The organism is Pseudomonas sp. NY5710, assembly GCF_013305665.1.
Classification (GTDB): Bacteria; Pseudomonadota; Gammaproteobacteria; order Pseudomonadales; family Pseudomonadaceae; genus Aquipseudomonas; species Aquipseudomonas juntendi.
In genome coordinates this window covers 3564826-3584555 of the sequence record NZ_CP045554.1, presented here as the reverse complement: position 1 = coordinate 3584555, position 19730 = coordinate 3564826, and the positions used below count along the sequence as shown (strand labels likewise).

The 19730-nt window shown below is 64.2% G+C and carries 14 protein-coding genes and 1 pseudogene; 8 read left to right on the top strand and 7 right to left on the bottom strand.

The window, feature by feature from the left end; genetic code table 11:
• Positions 1–29 precede the first annotated feature (29 nt).
• On the top strand, positions 30–737 hold the full coding sequence (locus tag GEV39_RS16515; RefSeq protein WP_009686283.1) for a TetR/AcrR family transcriptional regulator: 708 nt from the start codon (positions 30–32) through the stop codon (positions 735–737).
• An 83-nt stretch (positions 738–820) separates the two neighbouring features.
• Positions 821–1819: a beta-N-acetylhexosaminidase gene (gene nagZ / locus GEV39_RS16510; RefSeq protein WP_173891721.1), complete on the top strand. Its 999-nt coding sequence runs from the start codon at positions 821–823 to the stop codon at positions 1817–1819.
• A gap of 100 nt (positions 1820–1919) precedes the next feature.
• Here the strand turns inward: nagZ and GEV39_RS16505 are convergent, their stop codons facing one another.
• From GEV39_RS16505 to mfd, 3 genes are read right to left on the bottom strand one after another with little or no spacing between them, the layout of a single operon-like run.
• Positions 1920–5234, bottom strand: coding sequence for a DEAD/DEAH box helicase (locus GEV39_RS16505; RefSeq protein ID WP_173890498.1), 3315 nt, complete (start codon positions 5232–5234; stop codon positions 1920–1922).
• Positions 5235–5238: 4 nt separating this feature from the next.
• Positions 5239–5811, bottom strand: a complete 573-nt coding sequence (locus tag GEV39_RS16500; protein WP_173890496.1) for a CsiV family protein — start codon at positions 5809–5811, stop codon at positions 5239–5241.
• 9 nt (positions 5812–5820) lie between these two features.
• A complete protein-coding gene (mfd, locus tag GEV39_RS16495) occupies positions 5821–9270 on the bottom strand; it encodes a transcription-repair coupling factor (RefSeq protein WP_009686288.1) in 3450 nt (1149 codons plus the stop codon).
• A 167-nt stretch (positions 9271–9437) separates the two neighbouring features.
• On the opposite strand from mfd, the gene GEV39_RS16490 reads away from it, so the two are divergent.
• The 3 genes and pseudogenes from GEV39_RS16490 to sthA all read left to right on the top strand — a co-directional run bounded on the left by GEV39_RS16490 (position 9438) and on the right by sthA (position 12789).
• Positions 9438–10901: a glyceraldehyde-3-phosphate dehydrogenase gene (locus GEV39_RS16490; protein ID WP_173890495.1), complete on the top strand. Its 1464-nt coding sequence runs from the start codon at positions 9438–9440 to the stop codon at positions 10899–10901.
• 82 nt (positions 10902–10983) lie between these two features.
• Positions 10984–11191, top strand: a pseudogene (locus tag GEV39_RS26575) (FAD:protein FMN transferase); the annotation flags it as partial.
• Between the two features lie 203 nt (positions 11192–11394).
• Positions 11395–12789 (top strand): Si-specific NAD(P)(+) transhydrogenase, encoded by a 1395-nt coding sequence (gene sthA, locus GEV39_RS16485; RefSeq protein WP_173890493.1) that lies wholly within the window; start codon positions 11395–11397, stop codon positions 12787–12789.
• A gap of 42 nt (positions 12790–12831) precedes the next feature.
• Here sthA and GEV39_RS16480 read toward each other — a convergent pair whose 3' ends face one another.
• Both GEV39_RS16480 and GEV39_RS16475 read right to left on the bottom strand, forming a co-directional pair.
• A complete protein-coding gene (locus GEV39_RS16480; protein ID WP_173890491.1) occupies positions 12832–13554 on the bottom strand; it encodes a glycerophosphodiester phosphodiesterase in 723 nt (240 codons plus the stop codon).
• 30 nt (positions 13555–13584) lie between these two features.
• Positions 13585–14169, bottom strand: a complete 585-nt coding sequence (locus GEV39_RS16475) for a PilZ domain-containing protein (RefSeq protein ID WP_173890489.1) — start codon at positions 14167–14169, stop codon at positions 13585–13587.
• A gap of 93 nt (positions 14170–14262) precedes the next feature.
• Here GEV39_RS16475 and GEV39_RS16470 point away from each other — a divergent pair, with 93 nt between their 5' ends.
• From GEV39_RS16470 to GEV39_RS16460, 3 genes are all read left to right on the top strand, one after another.
• Entirely contained in the window at positions 14263–15513 is a 1251-nt protein-coding gene (locus tag GEV39_RS16470; RefSeq protein ID WP_173890487.1) for a lipoprotein-releasing ABC transporter permease subunit, read from the top strand.
• Positions 15514–15520: 7 nt separating this feature from the next.
• Entirely contained in the window at positions 15521–16204 is a 684-nt protein-coding gene (lolD, locus tag GEV39_RS16465) for a lipoprotein-releasing ABC transporter ATP-binding protein LolD (RefSeq protein WP_173890486.1), read from the top strand.
• A gap of 61 nt (positions 16205–16265) precedes the next feature.
• Positions 16266–17507, top strand: a complete 1242-nt coding sequence (locus GEV39_RS16460) for a lipoprotein-releasing ABC transporter permease subunit (RefSeq protein WP_173890484.1) — start codon at positions 16266–16268, stop codon at positions 17505–17507.
• 53 nt (positions 17508–17560) lie between these two features.
• Here GEV39_RS16460 and GEV39_RS16455 read toward each other — a convergent pair whose 3' ends face one another.
• Positions 17561–18904 carry a heavy metal sensor histidine kinase gene (locus tag GEV39_RS16455; protein ID WP_173890482.1) on the bottom strand — a complete coding sequence of 448 codons (1344 nt, stop codon included), beginning with the start codon at positions 18902–18904 and terminating at the stop codon, positions 17561–17563.
• On the bottom strand, positions 18901–19581 hold the full coding sequence (gene cinR, locus GEV39_RS16450) for a two-component system response regulator CinR (protein WP_173890480.1): 681 nt from the start codon (positions 19579–19581) through the stop codon (positions 18901–18903). Before cinR ends, GEV39_RS16455 begins: the two co-directional genes overlap by 4 nt.
• Between the last annotated feature and the right edge of the window lie 149 nt (positions 19582–19730).

The window sequence follows — 19730 nt, the reverse complement described above, 5'->3', positions numbered from 1 at the left end:
GTTTGTCTGGCGGAGTAGTCGGAGTAGTCATGGCCCAATCGGAAACCGTTGAACGCATTCTCGATGCTGCCGAGCAGCTGTTCGCGGAAAGAGGGTTCGCTGAAACCTCGCTGCGGCTGATTACCAGCAAGGCCGGGGTCAACCTGGCGGCGGTCAACTATCACTTCGGCTCCAAAAAAGCGCTAATCCAGGCCGTGTTCTCGCGCTTCCTGGGCCCGTTCTGCGCCAGCCTCGAGCGTGAACTGGAGCGCCGCCAGGCCAAGCCCGAGCACAAGCCAAGCCTGGAAGAGTTGCTGGAAATGCTGGTGGAGCAGGCATTGGCCGTGCAGCCGCGCAGCAACAACGACCTGTCGATCTTCATGCGCCTGCTGGGCCTTGCCTTCAGCCAGAGCCAAGGGCACTTGCGGCGCTACCTGGAAGACATGTACGGCAAGGTGTTCCGCCGCTACATGCTGTTGGTCAACGAGGCGGCCCCGCGTATTCCGCCGCTGGAGCTGTTCTGGCGCGTGCACTTCATGCTGGGGGCGGCCGCGTTCAGCATGTCCGGTATCAAGGCCCTGCGGGCCATCGCCGAAACCGACTTCGGCATCAACACGTCCATCGAGCAGGTCATGCGCCTGATGGTGCCGTTCCTGGCGGCCGGCATGCGGGCGGACAGTGGCGTCACCGACCCGGCCATGGCCACTGCACAGCTGCGCCCGCGCACCAAGAGCAGCGCCGCCACGGCCAAGGCCTGAAGGCTGGGCGCGGCGGGGCGCTTGGGCTAAGCTAGCGGCGCTTCTGTTCAGTCTTCAATTAAGGAATACCCATGACCGTCAGTCTGCAAGGCTCCCTGATGGTGGACATCGCCGGTAAATGGCTGACCGCCGAAGACCGTCACCTGCTGCGCCAGCCCGAAGTGGCCGGCCTGATCATCTTCGCCCGCAATATCGACAGCCCGCGCCAGGCGCGTGAGCTATGCGCATCCATCCGCGCCATACGCCCCGATCTGATTCTGGCGGTGGACCAGGAGGGCGGCCGTGTGCAACGCCTGCGCCAGGGCTTCGTGCGCCTGCCCGCCATGCGCGCGCTGGCCGACAACGACAACGCCGAATACCTGGCCGAGCAGTGTGGCTGGCTGATGGCGACCGAAGTGCTGGCAGTGGGCCTGGACCTGAGCTTCGCTCCGGTGCTTGACCTTGATCACCAGCGCAGTGCCGTAGTGGGCAGCCGCGCCTTCGAGGGCGACCCGCTGCGCGCGACGCAGTTGGCCGGGGCGTTCATCCGGGGCATGAATGCCGCAGGCATGGCTGCCTGCGGCAAGCACTTCCCGGGGCATGGCTGGGCCGAGGCCGATTCGCACGTGGCCATTCCCACCGATGAGCGCAGCCTTGCGCAACTGCGCCAGGCCGACCTTGTACCGTTCAGCCGCCTGAGCGGGCAATTGGCGGCGGTGATGCCGGCGCATGTCATCTACCCGCAGGTGGACAACCAGCCGGCCGGCTTCTCGCGCCGCTGGCTGCAGGACATTCTGCGTGGCGAGCTGGGCTTTGACGGAGTGATCTTCAGTGATGACCTGTCGATGGCCGGTGCCCATGTGGTGGGCGATGCGGCCAGCCGTATCGAGGCGGCATTGTCTGCCGGCTGCGACATGGGCCTGGTTTGCAATGACCGCGCGGCGGCAGAGCTGGCACTGAGCGCAGCGCAGCGCATGCAGGTCAGGCCCTCGCCGCGTATCGCCCGGATGCGCGGGCAGGGCTTTGCGCGTACCGACTATCGCCAGCAGCCACGCTGGCTAGCGGCGTTGGGCGCGTTGAAAGAGGCGCAACTGGTCGACTGACCTGTCGCCGCTGTAGCAGGTTTCTGGTTGCCTGTGAGATCGCCGCCGGCGCGGCGCTCGGCCTCACTGCCAGCCAACCCTCACGGCCGACCCGAGGGCATCAGCGCCCACGCTTGCCCGGCAACGGTGCAAACAGGGCATCGATCTCTTCATCCCCCAGTCGCCACTGCCCAGCCTGGCCGCCATCGAGCAGGCTCGCCGCCAGCGCGGCCTTCTCCTGCTGCAGTGCCTGTATTTTTTCTTCCACCGTGCCGCGGGTAATCAGCTTGAACACGAACACGGGTTTGTCCTGGCCTATGCGGTAGGCGCGGTCGGTGGCCTGGTTTTCGCTAGCCGGGTTCCACCAGGGGTCGAAGTGGATCACCGTGTCTGCCGCCGTCAGGTTCAGGCCCACGCCGCCGGCCTTCAGGCTGATCAGGAACACCTCGCTGTCACCCTGCTGGAACTGCTGCACTGGCGTACGCCGGTCGCGGGTATCGCCGGTGAGCAGGCTGTAACGGATCTGGCGCTTTTGCAGTTCCTGCTCGATCAGTGCAAGCATCGACGTGAACTGCGAAAACAGCAGTACCCGGCGGCCTTCGCTGAGCAGCTCATCGAGCATTTGCAGCAGTGCCCCCAGCTTGCCCTTGTCGGCCTGGTTACCCTTGCTCTCCGCGCCTTTTACCAGGCGCAGGTCGCAGCACACCTGGCGCAGCTTGAGCAGCGCATCGAGAATCACGATCTGGCTGCGCGCGGCACCGTTGCGGGCAATTTCATCGCGGACTTTTTTGTCCATGGCCACGCGCACCGCTTCGTAGGTGTCACGCTGGGCGTCGCTGAGCTCGACCCAGTGCACCATCTCGGTTTTGGCCGGCAGCTCGGTGGCCACCTGCTCCTTGGTGCGGCGCAACAGAAACGGCCGGACGCGGTTGGCCAGGTGGGCCATGCGCTCGCTGTCACCGTGGCGCTCGATCGGCGTGCGGTAGTCCTGGTTGAAGCGCTTCAGTTCACCTAGCCAGCCGGGCATCAGGAAGTGGAAGATCGACCACAGTTCGCCCAGGTTGTTTTCCATCGGCGTGCCGGTCAGGCACAGGCGCTGGGTGGCCTGCAGTTCGCAGGCGGCCAGGGCCGCCTTGCTGGTGCTGCTTTTGATGTTCTGTGCCTCGTCCAGCACCAGTACGTGCCACGCGTGAGCGCGCAGGTGCTGCAGGTCGCGGGGCAGCAGCGCATAGGTGGTGAGGACCAGGTCGTAGTCGCCCAGCTTGGCAAAATGCTGGCTGCGCCCTGGCCCGTGCAGGGCCAGTACACGAAGGTCGGGGGCGAAGCGCGCGGCTTCGTCCAGCCAGTTCGGTATGAGGCTGGTCGGCATTACCGCCAGGGCTGGGCTGACGAGGCGCCCGCCTTCCTTTTCCAGCAGCAGGTGAGCCAAGGCCTGCAGGGTCTTGCCCAAGCCCATGTCGTCGCCAAGAATGCCGCCGGTACCCATTTCGCGCAGGGCCTGCAGCCAGTTCAGGCCTTGCTGCTGGTAGGGGCGCAAGCTGGCCTGCAGCGCGACTGGCGGTGCGACCTGCAGGTCACGCGCGTCACGCAGGCGGCGGCCCAGGTCGCGCACATGCTCGCCACCTTCCCAATGCAGCGGCATGCCTTCGATCTGGTTCAGGCGCGCGGCGTCGGCGCGGTCCAGGCGCAGGGCCGGGCCTACGCTGCCTTCGTGCAGGTACAGCTCGCCGGTGCCCATCACCGCCTTGATACGGCCATAGGGCAGGGCGACGCGCAAGGGCGGGGCATCCAGGCGGCCGCGGTTCAGGTCGATCAGCAGGTGCTCGTCATCACTACGCCGGGCCAGTTCGCTGGGGCGTAACAGCTCTGGGCTGCTGCGCAGCAGTTGCAGCACGATCGGCAACAGGCTATGGCGCTGGCCATCGACCACGATGCCCAGTTCCAGGTCGAACCATTCATGGCCCGGCGCTTCGTCGATGGTCGCGTACCAGTCTTCCACCTCTTGCAGGTTGAAGGCGAAATCGCGGTGGGTGTCGATGGCCCAGCCGGCTTCGCGCAGGCGTGGCAGGCCTTCGCGGGCAAAGTGCAGCCAGGCTTCGTCGTCGGGCAGTTGATACATTTCCCCGGCACTGTCGGGCAATGCCTTGCTCTGCCGGGTTGCAGGCCTGAAGCCGAAGTCCCGCAGCACTTTGCGCAGGGCTTGTTCAGCCTGGGGCTGGCGGCGGATGCGCTGGCTGGTGTTGCCTGCAAGGCGGGTCAGCGGCTTGTCGTCGCTACCGCTGGCTTGCAGGCCGTCATAGTCGAACGCCAATGCGGCGCGATGTTGCATCTGCCGTTGCATGCGCCCGGTTTTCGGCATGTAGGCGGTGTACTCGAGGCTGCCGAGGGCCAGAAGGGCCTGTGGCTGGATGTCCTCGATCACTTGCTCTCGCACGGGGGCTGGGGTCGGCACCTTGTGGCTCAGGGCATTGAGTTTGTGGCTCAGGGGCACGACCAGGTGTTCCGGCACATCGGGGGCGATGGTCAGCTGCACGGCCACGTGCGGGTCAAGGGTGTGTTCGACCTTGCCCACCTCTTGCGCCTGCACATCGAAGTAGTACAGCGGCAGCAGCGGGATGACGCAGCGCAGCGGTTCCTCACCGCTGTACCACAGCCCCCGGTAGTTGCCGTTGTCCTGGCGTACCCAGCGGAACTCGGCGGGGCGCGGCGGGCCTTCGTGCAGCAGGGGCATGTTGACGTCGAACAGCATGCGCCCGGTCTCCAGTGCGCGCTGGAACAGTTCGCCGCCTTCCTGGCCTTTGAGTTGGTAGCCGCGGTCCTGGCCGGCACCCTGGTTCAATGCCGCAAGCAGGCGCAGGATGCGCGTGTCCTGGTCGGTGACGAAGCGCGGCGGCTCGTAGAGAAAATCGTAAAGTGACTGCACCCGGCTGAAGCGGATGCCGTCCTCGCTGCGTGTGCCTTTGCGCACCAGCAGCGAACAGCCGGCAGCATCGGTCAGTTGCAGCTGGTAGCAGACCATGCGCCCGCGTTTGTCATCGGCTGCGCCGGTCTGGGCCGGCGGCTGCTCCAGGCCGCTCAGCCAGTGCTGCAGTTCGGCCGACAGCATACCCGGTGGGCTTTGCACAGGCTCGGTGCTGATGTCGGGGCCGCTGAGGGTGAACAGTACCGCAGCGCAATGCTTGCAGTTTTGTCGTACCGGGCAGTCGCACTCACCCTCGACGTGGCAGCGGCCGCCTGCAATGTGCAGTTCGATGGTTTGCTGGTAGACATTGTCGCCGCTGCCTTCGCACCGGGCGGTGATGGTCTGGCGGTAGATAGCGTCCAGTTCTACCCGGCCTTCATCGGCATAGCGTTCTGCGCGCTGCAGGGTGGCCTTGCTGAACGACTGGGTCCAGTTCGGGTATTGATTCACCAACTCGGCGGCATCTGGCTTCATGCGCTTACTGCTCCATCATCTCCGGGTCCATGGCCGGCATTTTCGGCGTGCCCGGTGGCGTGATCTTCAGCAGCACCGCCAGGTGCCCACCGTCGAGGAAGGTCAGCTGCCCACCTTTGACGTTACTGTTGCTTTGCTTGAACTGCTCGCTTTGCAGCACGCTGCCGTTGCCATCCAGCTGGTTGACCCAGAAGTTGGCCTCCACCGCGATAAAGCGCCCTTGGGCAATGCTCAGGTTGCCTTCGATAGGGAAATGGCCGAATTGCTCGGTGCCTTCGCCCAAGGCGATGCGGCTGGGTTGGTCGCCCACCTGTTGCCGCCATGCCTTGTGCATCAGCACGGTGTAGTCTGCGGTCGCCTCCAGGCGGGTGGCTTCGTCTTCCAGCGCCGGGCGTTGCTCGGCGTCTTTGTGCAGGCGCGCAGCACCGCCGCTCCAGTCTTCCGGTGCGAACGGGCTGGTAAAGGCGGGCACGCTGTTCTGCCGCACCAGAATCATTTCTACCTGATACAGGCCTTCGGCGAAGGCGGCTGGCGCGAACAGCGCCAGCAGCAGGGTCAGGCAACGGATGGCACGCATGGATCTTCCTTAGGCAGGCTGTGGGGTCAGGCGCTCGAACAGCGCCTCCAAGGTGTTGAAGCGTTCGTCCGGGCGCTCCATCGGCACCAGGAAGCGGAACTGGGTCGCGCCTTCGAACTTGTAGCGTTTGGGCTGGCCCTGAATCAATTTGATCAAGGTCAGCGGGTCTACCGGGGTTTCAGCCTCGAACTCGAGCTTGCCGCCATTGGGGCCGGCATCGACTTTCTTGATGCCGAGCTTTTCCGCCTGCAGCTTGAGCGACGTCAGGCGCATGAGGTTCTTGGTGGGTTCCGGTAGCAGGCCGAAGCGGTCGATCATTTCGACCTGCAGGTCCTTGAGGCCCTCTTCGTCAGCCGCCGAGGCAATGCGCTTGTACAGGATCAGCCTGGCATGCACATCGGGCAGGTAGTCTTCGGGGATCAGCGCCGGCAGGCGCAGGTTGATCTCCGGGCCGCCGCCCAGTGGCTGTTCCAGGTTGGGCTGGGTGCCTTTGCGAATGGCCTTGACTGCGCGCTCGAGCATTTCCATGTACAGGGTGAAGCCAACGGCCTGGATCTGCCCGCTCTGGCCTTCGCCCAGCAGCTCGCCGGCCCCGCGGATTTCCAGGTCGTTGGTCGCCAGCACGAAGCCGGCGCCAAGGTCCTGGGTGTTGGCGATCGCTTCCAGGCGCTTTTCGGCGTCGGCGCTGACCTTCTGCCGGGTAGGCGTGAGCAGGTAGGCGTAAGCCTGGTGGTGGCTGCGGCCAACCCGGCCGCGCAGCTGGTGCAACTGGGCCAGGCCGAACTTGTCGGCGCGTTCGATGACGATGGTGTTGGCGCTGGGCACGTCGATACCGGTTTCGATGATGGTCGACGCCACCAGCACGTTGAAGCGCTTGTGGTAGAAATCGCTCATCACCTGTTCCAGTTCACGCTCGCGCATTTGCCCATGGCCGATGCCGATGCGTGCCTCGGGTACCAGTTCGGCGAGGTCGGCTGCGCATTTCTCGATGGTTTTCACATCGTTGTGCAGGTAGTACACCTGACCGCCGCGCAGCAGTTCGCGCAGCAGCGCCTCTTTGACGGTGCTCTTGTTCTGCTCCATGACGAAGGTGCGCACCGACAGGCGGCGCGCCGGCGGCGTGGCGATGATGGACAGGTCGCGCATGCCTGCCACCGCCATGTTGAGCGTACGCGGGATGGGTGTGGCGGTGAGGGTGAGGATGTCGACTTCGCTGCGCAGGGCCTTGAGCTGCTCCTTCTGGCGTACGCCAAAACGGTGCTCTTCGTCGATGATTGCCAGGCCCAGGTCCTTGAAGCGTACGTCGTCCTGCAGCAGCTTGTGGGTGCCGATCAGGATGTCGATCTTGCCCTCGGCCAGGTCTGCAGCGGCGGCGGCGACTTCCTTGGCGGACTTGAAGCGGCTCATCACTTCCACGGTCACCGGCCAGTCGGCGAAGCGGTCGCGGAAGCTGTTGTAGTGCTGTTGGGCGAGCAGGGTGGTCGGCACCAGTACAGCCACTTGGCGGCCGCTGTGCACGGCAATGAACGCCGCCCGCATGGCCACTTCGGTTTTGCCGAAGCCCACGTCGCCACAGACCAGGCGGTCCATCGGCTTGGGCGCGAGCATGTCGGCGCGCACGGCTTCGATGGCGGCCTGCTGGTCGGGGGTTTCTTCGAACGGGAAGCCGGCGCTGAACGTGGCGTAGTCGGCCGACGGGTCGGCGAAGGCGTAGCCTTTGCGCGCGGCACGCCGGGCGTAGATGTCGAGCAGTTCGGCGGCCACGTCGCGGACTTGTTCGGCAGCCTTGCGCTTGGCCTTCTGCCAGGCTTCCGAACCCAGCCGGTGCAGCGGTGCCAGGGCGTCGTCGCTGCCGGTGTAGCGGGCGATCAGGTGCAGGTTGGCAACTGGCACATAGAGCTTGGCGTTTTCGGCATATTCCAGGGTCAGGAACTCTGCAGCCTGGCCGTCGATTTCCAGCGTGGCCAGGCCCAGGTAGCGGCCTACGCCGTGGTCAATGTGCACCACCGGTGCGCCTTCGCGCAGTTCGGTAAGGTTCTTGATTACCGCGTCATTGGCGGTTTCGCCACGTTTGTCACGGCGCCGGCGCTGCATGACGCGCTGGCCGAACAGCGGGCTTTCGGCGACCAGGGCAATGGCCGGGTCGTCCAGCAGCAGGCCTTCGTCCAGTGGGGCAATGGTGATGGCCAGGCGCTCGGCACCGGTGATGAAATCGTGCCAGCCATCAACGGTGTGCGGGCGCAGCTTCAGCCGTTCGAGCAGCTCCAGCAATACCTCGCGTCGGCCGGCCGATTCAGCGGTGAACAGCACGCGGCCGGGGAACTGGTCGAGGAAGCTGGCCAGCTCGGCCAGTGGCTGGTTGGCCTTGGCCTCGATCGCCAGGTTGGGCAGGGCGCGCGCCGGGAAGCGCTCGCGCCCTGCGCCGGCTTCCAGGTCGTCGCTGCTGACCACCACCCGCGGCCACTGCTTGAGCCGGGCGAAGCAGTCTTCGACCGGCAGGAACAGCTCGGCCGGTGGCAGCAGTGGCCGGCTGAGGTCGCCACGGCGGTCTTCATAACGCCCGCGCACGTCGTTCCAGAAGTGTTCGGCGGCCTGTTCCACCCCCGGCAGCGAAAACACCTGGGTGTCCGCCGGCAGGTAGTCGAACAGGGTGGAGGTTTCTTCGAAGAACAGGGGCAGGTAGTACTCGATACCGGCGGGGATGATACCGCTGGCCAGGTCCTGGAAGATCGCGCTGCGGCGGAAGTCGACGTCGAAGCGTTCGCGAAAGCGTGCCTTGAAGCGGGTCACTTCGTCCTTTTGCATGGGGAATTCGCGCGCAGGCAGCAGGCGCACGGAATCCACCTTGTCTATCGAGCGCTGGGTCTCGGGGTCGAAGGTGCGCAGGGTCTCGATCTCGTCATCGAACAGGTCGATGCGGTAGGGCAGCTTGCTGCCCATGGGGAACAGGTCGATCAGTGCACCGCGCACGGCGAACTCGCCATGCTCATAGACCGTGTCGACGCAGCGGTAGCCGGTGGCTTCCAGCCGCGTGCGCATCTGCTCCACGTCGAGGGTCTGGCCCACGTCCAGCACCAGGCTGCTGCCCAGCAGAAAGCGCGTGGGTGCCAGGCGGTGCAGGGCAGTGGTCACCGGCACCACGAGGATGCCGTGGCTCAGCTCAGGCAAGCGGTAAAGGCTGGCGATGCGCTGGGAGATGATGTCCTGGTGCGGCGAGAACAGGTCGTAGGGCAGGGTTTCCCAATCGGGAAACGGCAGCACCGGCAGGTCGGGTGCGAAGAAACGCAGCTCCTGTTCCAGACGGTCGGCGGCCTGGCTGTCGGCCGTCAATAACAGGGTGAAGCGGCCAGCGCTGCTGGCGGCCTCGGCGATGGCAAGGCTGAGGGCGGCACCGGGCAGGTTGCCCCAGGTTTGTTTGCCGGCCGTGGCCGACATTTGCGGTAGGCGCAGAACTGACACGGGAGATTGCACTCCAAGCGTTGCGGCAAAGAGACCGATTGTACCGGTGACGGTGCCGGCTGTCAGGCTCCAAAGGGCATGAATGCTGGCTTGGCTCACTGCGACAGGCGCTCATTGCCGGTTCTGTGTTGGGGCGTCATAATGTAGCCCCTTTTTTCTGTCCCTACATGTGGAAGGTTCCCGTGACTCAGAAGCCCGACCAGTGTCTTGGTGAGTGGATCGATCGTGAAGCCCTGGCTGAAGCGATGATCCCGCTTATCGGTCAGCTCTACCGCAACAACAATGTGGTGAGCTCGATTTATGGCCGCAGCCTGATCAACCGTTCGGTTATCTCGATCCTCAAGGCGCACCGCTTTGCGCGTCATCGCCAAACCGACGAAACCGAACTGTCCGTCCACGAGACATTCCCCCTGCTCAAAGCCATGAGCGAGCTGAAACTGGGCGCCGCTTCGGTCGACCTGGGCAAGCTGGCCAACAAGTTCAAGCAGGAAGGCAATGGCCGCACTGCCGAGCAGTTCGTCCGTGAAGAGCTGGCCGAAGTGGTTGGCCAGCAGAACGCTTCGGCGCGCAAAGGCACTGATGTGGTGCTGTACGGCTTCGGCCGCATCGGCCGCCTGCTGGCGCGCATCCTGATCGAGAAGACCGGTGGCGGCGACGGCCTGCGCCTGCGCGCTATCGTTGTGCGCAAGGGCGCCGAAAACGACCTGGTCAAGCGTGCCAGCCTGCTGCGCCGTGACTCGGTGCATGGCCCGTTCGATGGCACCATCACCATCGATGAAGCCAACAACACCATCACCGCCAACGGCAACCTGATCCAGGTTATCTACGCCAAGAACCCCAGCGAAGTCGACTATACCCAGTACGGTATCGAAAACGCGCTGATCGTCGACAACACCGGCGTATGGCGTGATGCCGACGGCCTGGGCCAGCACCTGGCCTGCCCGGGCGCTGCCCGCGTGATCCTCACCGCGCCTGGCAAGGGCGCGCTGAAGAACATCGTGCATGGCATCAACCACGGCGATATCACGGCCGATGACAAGATCATCTCGGCGGCTTCCTGCACCACCAACGCCATCGTGCCGGTGCTCAAGGCCATCAACGATCAGTACGGCATCGTCAACGGCCACGTCGAAACCGTTCACTCGTTCACCAACGACCAGAACCTGATCGACAACTTCCACAAGGGCAGCCGCCGTGGCCGCGCCGCGCCGCTGAACATGGTCATCACCGAAACCGGTGCCGCCACCGCTGCTGCCAAGGCACTGCCAGTGCTCAAGGGCAAGCTGACCGGCAACGCCATCCGCGTACCTACACCGAACGTTTCGATGGCCATCCTCAACCTGAACCTGGAAAAGGCCACTACTCGCGACGAAATCAACGAGTACCTGCGCCAGACCGCAATGCACTCGGAGCTGCACAAGCAGATCGACTACGTTGCCTCGCAGGAAGTGGTGTCGACCGACTTCGTGGGCTCGCGCCACGCCGGTGTGGTGGACGCTGAAGCGACCATCGCCAATGACAACCGTGTTGTTCTGTACGTGTGGTACGACAACGAATTCGGTTACAGCTGCCAGGTGGTTCGCGTGATGGAAGACATGGCCGGTGTGAACCCGCCTGCGTTCCCACGCTGATTCACGTGTAAGGCAATGAAGAAACGGGAACCTTCGGGTTCCCGTTTTTTTTGCCTGCTTTTCATGTTCCTGCGGCCGTTGCAGGTGCGTACGCCCGGTAAATCACTTGGGCTCGGATGACGAGCGGCACTATTTCGAGGACAATGGCCGGCGCTATTGGCACCCCCTTTCGATGCCCGTGTCCGGCGCCCGGTGCGCATGACCGTGCCGCCGTTCGGGTGACTCGGCCCGGGGGTGGCTGCGTCTTCCAAGCTACGCCCGCGTTTGCGCAGGCGGTGAAAGGCGAGTGAAAGCGCAAGCAGGGATGATTGCCGCCAGGGATCGGTAAAGCATATGTAGTGCGGGCGAAATTGGCCTACGACGCGACCAAGGGTTAATGTGCGCGGCGTTCACGCTTGATTAGACTGCACCCGAATTTTCTCATGGCGCCCCGGCGGCATGATCGCGTCCCGCGAGCGACCGTGGCTTGCGGGCCAGTTCTGAAGGAGTACGCATGGCTGTCTACAACTACGACGTAGTGGTGCTGGGTTCCGGCCCGGCCGGTGAGGGCGCGGCAATGAACGCCGCCAAAGCAGGGCGCAAGGTTGCGATGGTCGATGACCGTCGCCAGGTCGGTGGTAACTGCACCCACCTGGGCACCATCCCGTCCAAGGCACTGCGTCACTCGGTGCGGCAGATCATGCAGTTCAATACCAACCCCATGTTCCGTGCCATTGGCGAGCCGCGTTGGTTTTCGTTCCCGGACGTGCTGAAAAGCGCCGAGAAGGTCATCGCCAAGCAGGTGGCTTCGCGCACGGGCTACTACGCCCGCAACCGCGTTGACGTGTTCGTCGGTACCGGCAGTTTTGCCGACGAGCAGACCGTGGAAGTGGTGTGCTCGAACGGCGTGGTGGAAAAGCTCAATGCCAAGCACATCATCATCGCGACCGGTTCGCGCCCCTACCGCCCGGCCGACATCGACTTCCACCACCCGCGCGTCTACGACAGCGATACCATCCTCAGCCTCAGCCACACCCCGCGCAAGCTGATCGTTTACGGCGCCGGTGTGATCGGTTGCGAATACGCCTCGATCTTCAGTGGCCTGGGTGTGCTGGTAGAGCTGGTGGACAACCGCGGCCAGTTGCTGAGCTTCCTCGACTCGGAAATTTCCCAGGCGCTGAGCTACCACTTCAGCAACAACAACATCACCGTGCGCCACAACGAAGATTATGAGCGCGTCGAAGGCCTGGACAACGGTGTGATCCTGCACCTGAAGTCGGGCAAGAAGATCAAGGCCGACGCCTTGCTGTGGTGCAACGGCCGTACCGGCAACACTGACAAGCTGGGCCTGGAGAACATTGGCATTAAGGTCAACAGCCGGGGCCAGATCGAGGTCGACGAGGCCTACCGTACCACCGTGCCGAACATCTACGGCGCCGGTGACGTGATCGGCTGGCCAAGCCTGGCCAGTGCCGCCCATGACCAGGGCCGCTCGGCCGCTGGCAGCATCGTAGACAACGGCAGCTGGCGTTTCGTCAATGACGTGCCGACCGGCATCTATACCATTCCCGAAATCAGCTCGATCGGCAAGAACGAGCAGGAGCTGACCCAGGCCAAGGTGCCGTACGAAGTGGGCAAGGCGTTCTTCAAGAGCATGGCGCGAGCGCAGATTGCCGGCGAGCCGCAAGGCATGCTGAAGATCCTGTTCCACCGCGAAACCCTGGAAATCCTGGGTGTTCACTGCTTCGGCTACCAGGCCTCGGAGATCGTCCACATCGGCCAGGCGATCATGAACCAGCCAGGTGAGCAGAACAACCTGAAGTATTTCGTCAACACCACGTTCAACTACCCGACCATGGCCGAAGCCTACCGGGTAGCTGCCTACGACGGCCTGAACCGGCTTTTTTGAGCGGCTCCGACCGGTGGCCTGAGCCGGTCGGAGAGACCGATTTCAACCCTGCCCGAGGGTGGTCTTGGCCAAACCGGGAAAGTCTGTAATCAGGCTGTCCACGCCAAAGTCAGCCAGCCGGCGCATCAGTGCCGGCTCGTTGACCGTCCACACCGACACGTGCAAACCTTGGGCCTGTGCTTTGAGCAGGCGTTCTGGGGTACATAGCGTCCAGTTCAGGGCCAGCAAGTCGCAGCCGTAGTTCTGGGCGACCTTCAACGGGTCGAGCCAGGCGTACTCCGCCACCAGCCCACGTTTCACGTCTGGCACCAGCTCCTGGGCTGCACCCAGTACTTCGCGCGAGCTGGAGGTGATGGTGACCTTGTCCAGCAAGCCGTACTGCTGGGCCAGCTCGCGGATGGCCAGAACGGTGGTGGCAGCGCGCGTGCGCGAGGCGCTTTTCACCTCCAGTTGCCAGTGCTCGAACGGGCATTTCTGGAACAGCTCTTCCAGCGTGGGAATCGGGCAGGGCTGCACGTGGCCTGGCCCGCCCTTGCGGGCATCGACCTTGACCAGGTCGGCGGCCGGGTGTTCGACCACCTTGCCGCGCCGGCCGGTGGTGCGCTTGAGGGTGGCGTCGTGGATCACCATCAGCTGGTTGTCGGCTGACAGGTGCAGGTCCAGTTCGCAGCGGGTCACGCCGTGTGCCAGGCATTGCTGGAAGCTGGTCAGGGTATTTTCGGGTGCTTCGCCCTTGGCGCCGCGATGGCCGTAGATCAGGGTCACGTTCGTTCCTTCAGATCAGAGAAAACAGGTTCAGGATGCAGGGCTGTTCTGTTCCAGTTGCTGGCGCCGTTGCTGCTGTTGGCGCTGCAGGATGTAACGGGCCAGCAGTTGCCGTTGGGCGTCGGTCATGTCGATGAACTCGGTGCCGACGTCGTAGCCGCCCCCCGGGCGCTGGTCGCAGTGGGTGACTTTACCGCGCAGCAGCAGGCCGTGGGCACGTGGCATCAGCACCATTTTCACCTTGACCCGGGTGCCGGGGGCAAGCGGGTTGTGCTGGGTAAATTCGATACCGCCTTCGGAAATGACCACTGGCTGGGGTTGCCCGACTGCGCCGAGCAGGGTCTGGGCAACCACTGCGCTGAGCAGGTCGAGGCGTTTGTTCTGCGCACGCAGGAAGGCGGCCAGCGTGCGGTCCTTGTCGCTCAGCTGGCGCAGCAGGTGCTGCGCCTCGAAGTCTGACAGGTGCAGCTCGCTGAGCAGGTTGAACAGTGGGGAATCATCTTGCAATACATCTGGGTCAAGGGCTTCGGCCGCGCTGAGGGGGCTTATTTGAAGTGCGATCCGATCGTCGATGCGGTAGTATTCGCGGCGATCTTCTTCGTCTAATGTCGTCATGGCGAACCCAAGGTAGCGGCGGTGGTCCGAGTGTAAAGCCGCCGTAGGCGCCTCGCCACAAGGACGTTCCCTTTCATCCGAACAAGCCCCGACATGTTCAGACCTCTTTTCGCATTTATCGGTACGCGTTATACCCGTGCCAAACGTCGCAATCACTTCGTCTCGTTCATTTCCCTGACCTCGATGATCGGCCTCGCCCTGGGCGTGGTGGTGATGATCGTGGTGCTGTCGGTGATGAACGGTTTCGACCACGAGATGCGTACCCGCGTGCTGGGCATGATCCCGCATGCCACGCTGGAGAGCGGCCAACCCATTGCCGATTGGCAGGCCCTTGCCCAACAAGTAAAGCAGAATCCGCAGGTGGTGGCGGTTGCGCCGTTCACCCAGATGCAGGGCCTGCTGACCCATGATGGCAAGGTGCAGAAAGTGCTGCTCAATGGCATCGACCCGGCCCGCGAGCGCGAGGTGTCGATCATCGACAACTTTGTCTTGCAGGGGCGTCTGGACCAGTTGGCGCCGGGCGAGTGGGGGATCATGATCGGTGACAAGGCGGCGGCCAAGCTGGGTGTGGCCATCGGCGACAAGCTCACCTTCGTTGCCCCCGAGGTCAGCGTGACCCCGGCCGGCATGTTCCCGCGCATGAAGCGCTTCACTGTGGTCGGCACCTTCCACGTTGGCGCGGGCGAGATCGACGGCTACCTGGGCCTGACCAACATCAGCGACCTGTCGCGCCTGCACCGCTGGAAGCCCGACCAGGTGCAGGGCCTGCGCCTGAAATTCGACGACCTGTTCCAGGCGCCGCGGGTGGCCTGGAGCATCGCCCAGCAGTTGGGTGACCAGGAGTTCTACAGCCGCGACTGGACCCGTACCCACGGTAACCTGTACCAGGCGATCCGCATGGAAAAAGCCATGATCGGCCTGCTGTTGCTGCTGATCGTGGCGGTGGCCGCGTTCAACATCATTTCCACGCTGGTGATGGTGGTCAACGACAAGCGTGGCGACATCGCCATCTTGCGCACCCTCGGCGCGACGCCCGGGCAAATCATGCTCATCTTCATGGTCCAGGGCACGGTGATCGGGGTGATCGGTACCCTGATCGGCGCCGTGGTCGGCATTCTTGCCGCATTGAATGTCAGTGCCGCCATCGCCGGCATCGAGAAACTGATCGGGCACAAGTTCCTCAATGCCGACGTGTATTTCATCGATTACCTGCCATCGCAGATCCAGGCCCAGGACGTGTACATGGTCTGTGGCGCGGCGCTGGTCCTGAGTTTCTTCGCCACCTTGTACCCGGCCTGGCGTGCGGCCCGCACCCAGCCTGCCGAGGCGCTACGTTATGAGTGAGTCGCGCATGAGTGATAAAGCCGTTCTGAGTTGCCGCAACCTGGGCAAGTCCTACGACGAGGGCCCGGAGTCGGTACAGGTGCTGTCCGGCCTCAACCTGGAGCTGCATGCCGGTGAGCGCATCGCCATTGTCGGCAGCTCGGGCTCTGGCAAGAGCACCTTGCTGAACCTGTTGGGCGGCCTTGACCGGCCCACCCAGGGCAGCGTCTGGCTGGCGGGCGAAGAGCTGTCGGCGCTGGGTGAGCGTGCCCGCGGCCTGCTGCGCAACCGTGAGCTGGGCTTCGTCTACCAGTTTCACCATTTGCTGCCGGAATTCACCGCCATCGAAAACGTGTGCATGCCGTTGCTGATCGGCCGCACGCCCATCCCGGAGGCCCGCGAGCGGGCCGAAGCGCTGCTCAAGCGCGTAGGCCTGGGCCACCGCCTGAACCACAAGCCGGCTGAGCTGTCGGGTGGCGAGCGCCAGCGTGTGGCCATTGCCCGGGCCTTGGTCAACCGCCCTGGCCTAGTCATGCTCGACGAGCCTACCGGCAACCTCGACCACCATACTGCCCAGGGTATTCAGGAGTTGATGCAGGAGCTGTCCAATGCTTCGCGCACAGCGTTTCTGGTGGTAACGCACGACCTCAGCCTGGCGCGCCAGATGGACCGTGTATTGAAGCTCGACGACGGCCACCTGGTGGCGATCTGAGCGACTGTACGGGGTAACAGGCGTTGCCCCGTTTTCCTGTTTTCATTGGGTGATTTCGTACATGTTCAGACCCTTGCCCATTTTCATCGGCGCGCGCTACACCCGAGCCAAGCGCCGCAACCACTTCATCTCGTTCATCTCCATGACCTCGATGATCGGCCTGTCGCTGGGCGTGCTGGCGATGATCGTGGTGCTGTCGGTGATGAACGGCTTCCAGCGCGAAATGAGCTCGCGCATCCTGGGCCTGGTGCCGCATGCCGCCATCCTTGGTGTGCAGCCACTGGGCGACTGGCACCAGGTTGCCGATGCGGCGCTGCAGAACCCGGCAGTGATGGCCGCCGCGCCCATTACCGAAATGGAAGGCATGCTCTCGTACAAGGGCGCGATGCAGCCGATTCAGGTGAGTGGTATCGACCCGGCCGAGGAGAGCAAGGTCTCCATCGTCGGCCAGCACATCGTCCAGGGCCGCTTGCAGGACCTGCAGCCCGGTGAGTTCGGCGTGGTCATCGGTGAGCTCACGGCCCGCCGTTTCCGCCTGAATACCGGCGACAAGCTGACCTTGATCGTGCCGGAAATCAGCAAGGAGCCGGGTGGTATCACCCCGCGCATGCAGCGCCTGACCGTGGTCGGCATTTTCAAGGTCGGCGCCGAACTGGATGGCTCGCAGGCCTATATCCATATGGCCGATGCTGGCCAGATGCAGCGCTGGGCGCCGGGCCAGGTGCAAGGCGTGCGCCTGAAGCTGCACGACCTGTACGCCGCGCCGCAGGTGTCCAAGGCCATCGCCGCCGGGCTGGGCGATGCCTACCGTGCCGATGACTGGTCCCACACCCAGGGCAGCCTGTTCAGTGCGATGAAGATGGAAAAGACCATGATCGGCCTGTTGCTGATGATGATCATTGCAGTGGCGGCGTTCAACATCATCGCCACCCTGGTGATGGTGGTGAACGACAAAGGCCCGGACATCGCCATTTTGCGCACCCTGGGCGCCACGCCAGCGCAGATCATGGGTACGTTCATGGTCCAGGGCAGCCTGATCGGTATTGTCGGCACGCTGATTGGCGGGGTGCTGGGCGTGATTGCCGCGCTGAACGTCAGCCAGATCGTCGGCTGGCTGGAGCGGGTGAGCGGGCAGCACATCTTCACCTCGGATGTGTACTTTGTCAGCAGTTTGCCGTCGCAGCTGGAGGGGAGCGATGTGCTGATGATCTGCACCGCCGGCCTGGTGATGAGCTTCCTGGCAACCATCTACCCGGCCTACCGGGCTTCGCAGGTGCAGCCGGCGATTGGCCTGGCCGTTTGAGCCACAGCGAAAGGCTTGCGCAGCGGGCTGCAAGGCAGCCTGTTTCAACGGCCTTACGTGAATTCGATCACGAAGCGCGTCCACCCCTGCGAGCACTCTGCGCGAATGCTGCCGCCATGGGCCTGCACGATCGACCGGGTAATCGCCAGCCCCAGGCCGGCATGCTCGCTACTGCCTTCGCGCCGTGCCGGGTCTACCCGGTAGAAGCGGTCGAACAGCCGTGGCAGGGCCGCGGGCTCGATGGCCACGCCGGTATTGGCCACGCTGATGCTGGGCCCCGCTGCCAGGGCCACCCGTATCTGCCCGCCTGCCGGGGTAAAGCGCAGGGCGTTATCCAGCAGGTTGGACAGAGCCCGGCGTAGCATGTGCCGGTCGCCGTGCAGCATGGCCTCACCTTCGCGCAGCATCTGGACGTCGCCGTCTTCGGCCAGCGGTGCGTAGTATTCCAGCAGCGCATCCACTTCCTCATGCAGTGCCAGTGGCGCTTGCCCAGGCACGAGCAGCCCATGGTCGGCCTTGGCGAGGAACAGCATGTCATTGATCATCTGCGCCATCCATTGCAGCTCCTCCAGGTTGCCATGCAGGGCCTCACGGTATTCTTCCAGGCTGCGCGGGCGGGTGAGGGTGACCTGGGTGTGTGTCAGCAGGTTGGACAGCGGTGTGCGAAGCTCGTGGGCGATGTCGGCAGAGAACGCCGACAGGCGCTGAAACGCGTCGTCCAGGCGCTGCAGCATGGCGTTCATGGTGCTGGCCAGCTCGGCCAGTTCTTCGGGCATCTGGGCCACTGGCAGGCGGGTGGTGAGCGAGCGAGCCGACACGCCAGCGGCCACCTGGCCCATTTGCCGCAACGGCCGCAGACCGCTGCGGGCCGCCCAGGCGCCCAGCAGCGCGGTGGCCAGCGCCGACAGGCCGACGGTCAGCCAGATCAGCCGCTGCATGCCTTGCAAGAAATGCTGGTGGTGCGTGATATCAAGGTACAACGCCAGTTGTGGCGATGCGTGGCTGCCCGGCGCCAAGGGCGCGGTCAGGCTGCGGTAGTCCGCCCCTTGGGCATGCTGGGTGCCCAGCCCCGTCGGCAGCACTGCCGGCGGCAGGCCGCTGCGGCTGGTGAACCAGGGCGTGCCGTCGGCACCGCTGATGCGCATGCCCAGGTCGGCTTGATGGCTCAGCACTTCGCGCAGGGCGGGCAGGCGCGCCTTCAGCGCTTCGGCGGTATGGATGCCGGCCAGTTGCGTGCGCAGCAGCGACAGCCGTGAGGCGAGTAGTTGTTGATCCAGTTCGATGAAGTGCTGCTCACTGGCCCGGTTGAACAACAGGCCGGCGCCCAGCGAAACGGCGGCGGTGCAGGCGGCGAACAGCAGCGCCAGGCGGCTACCGAGCGATACCCGGCGCATCACGCGGGCCGCTCTTCGAGTACATAGCCCATGCCGCGCACGGTGTGGATCAGCTTGTTGGGGTGCGGGTCGTCGATTTTCAGGCGCAGGCGGCGGATTGCCACTTCGATCACATTGGTGTCGCTGTCGAAGTTCATGTCCCACACTTGTGAGGCAATCAGCGACTTCGGCAGCACCTCGCCCTGGCGGCGCAGCAACAGTTCCAGCAGGGAAAATTCCTTGGCGGTCAGGTCGATGCGGCTGCCTGCGCGTTCGGCGCGGCGGCGGATCAGGTCCAGGCGCAAGTCGGCCAGGCTCAGGCTGGTGTCCTGGCTCGGGCTGGCGCCACGGCGCAGCAGTCTACGCACCCGCGCCAGCAGTTCGGAAAAGGCGAATGGCTTGACCAGGTAATCGTCTGCGCCCAACTCCAGGCCATGCACCCGGTCCTCGACGGCATCGCGCGCGGTCAGGAACAACACAGGCGTATCCCGACCGGCCTGGCGCACGGCCTGCAGGATCTGCCAACCGTCGCGACCGGGCAGCATCACATCGAGGATCAGCAGGTCGTGGTCGCCGCTCAGGGCAAGGAACTGGCCGGTTTCCCCGTCGCTGGCCAGTTCGGTGGCGAAGCCGGCCTCGTTCAGGCCCTGGCGCAAGTACTGGCCGGTACGGGCCTGGTCTTCGACGATCAGCAGTTTCATAGAGGTACCAAGGTTTCAGCTGGCTTGCGGTGGCGGTGGAAACGGGCGCACCCAGTGCCTAAGCCGCAGGGGTGGCTGAAATGATACGTGACGATGTGTCTGCATGCCCAACCTGACAAAGTTGTAATCTTGCTGTCAGCCAGTTGCCA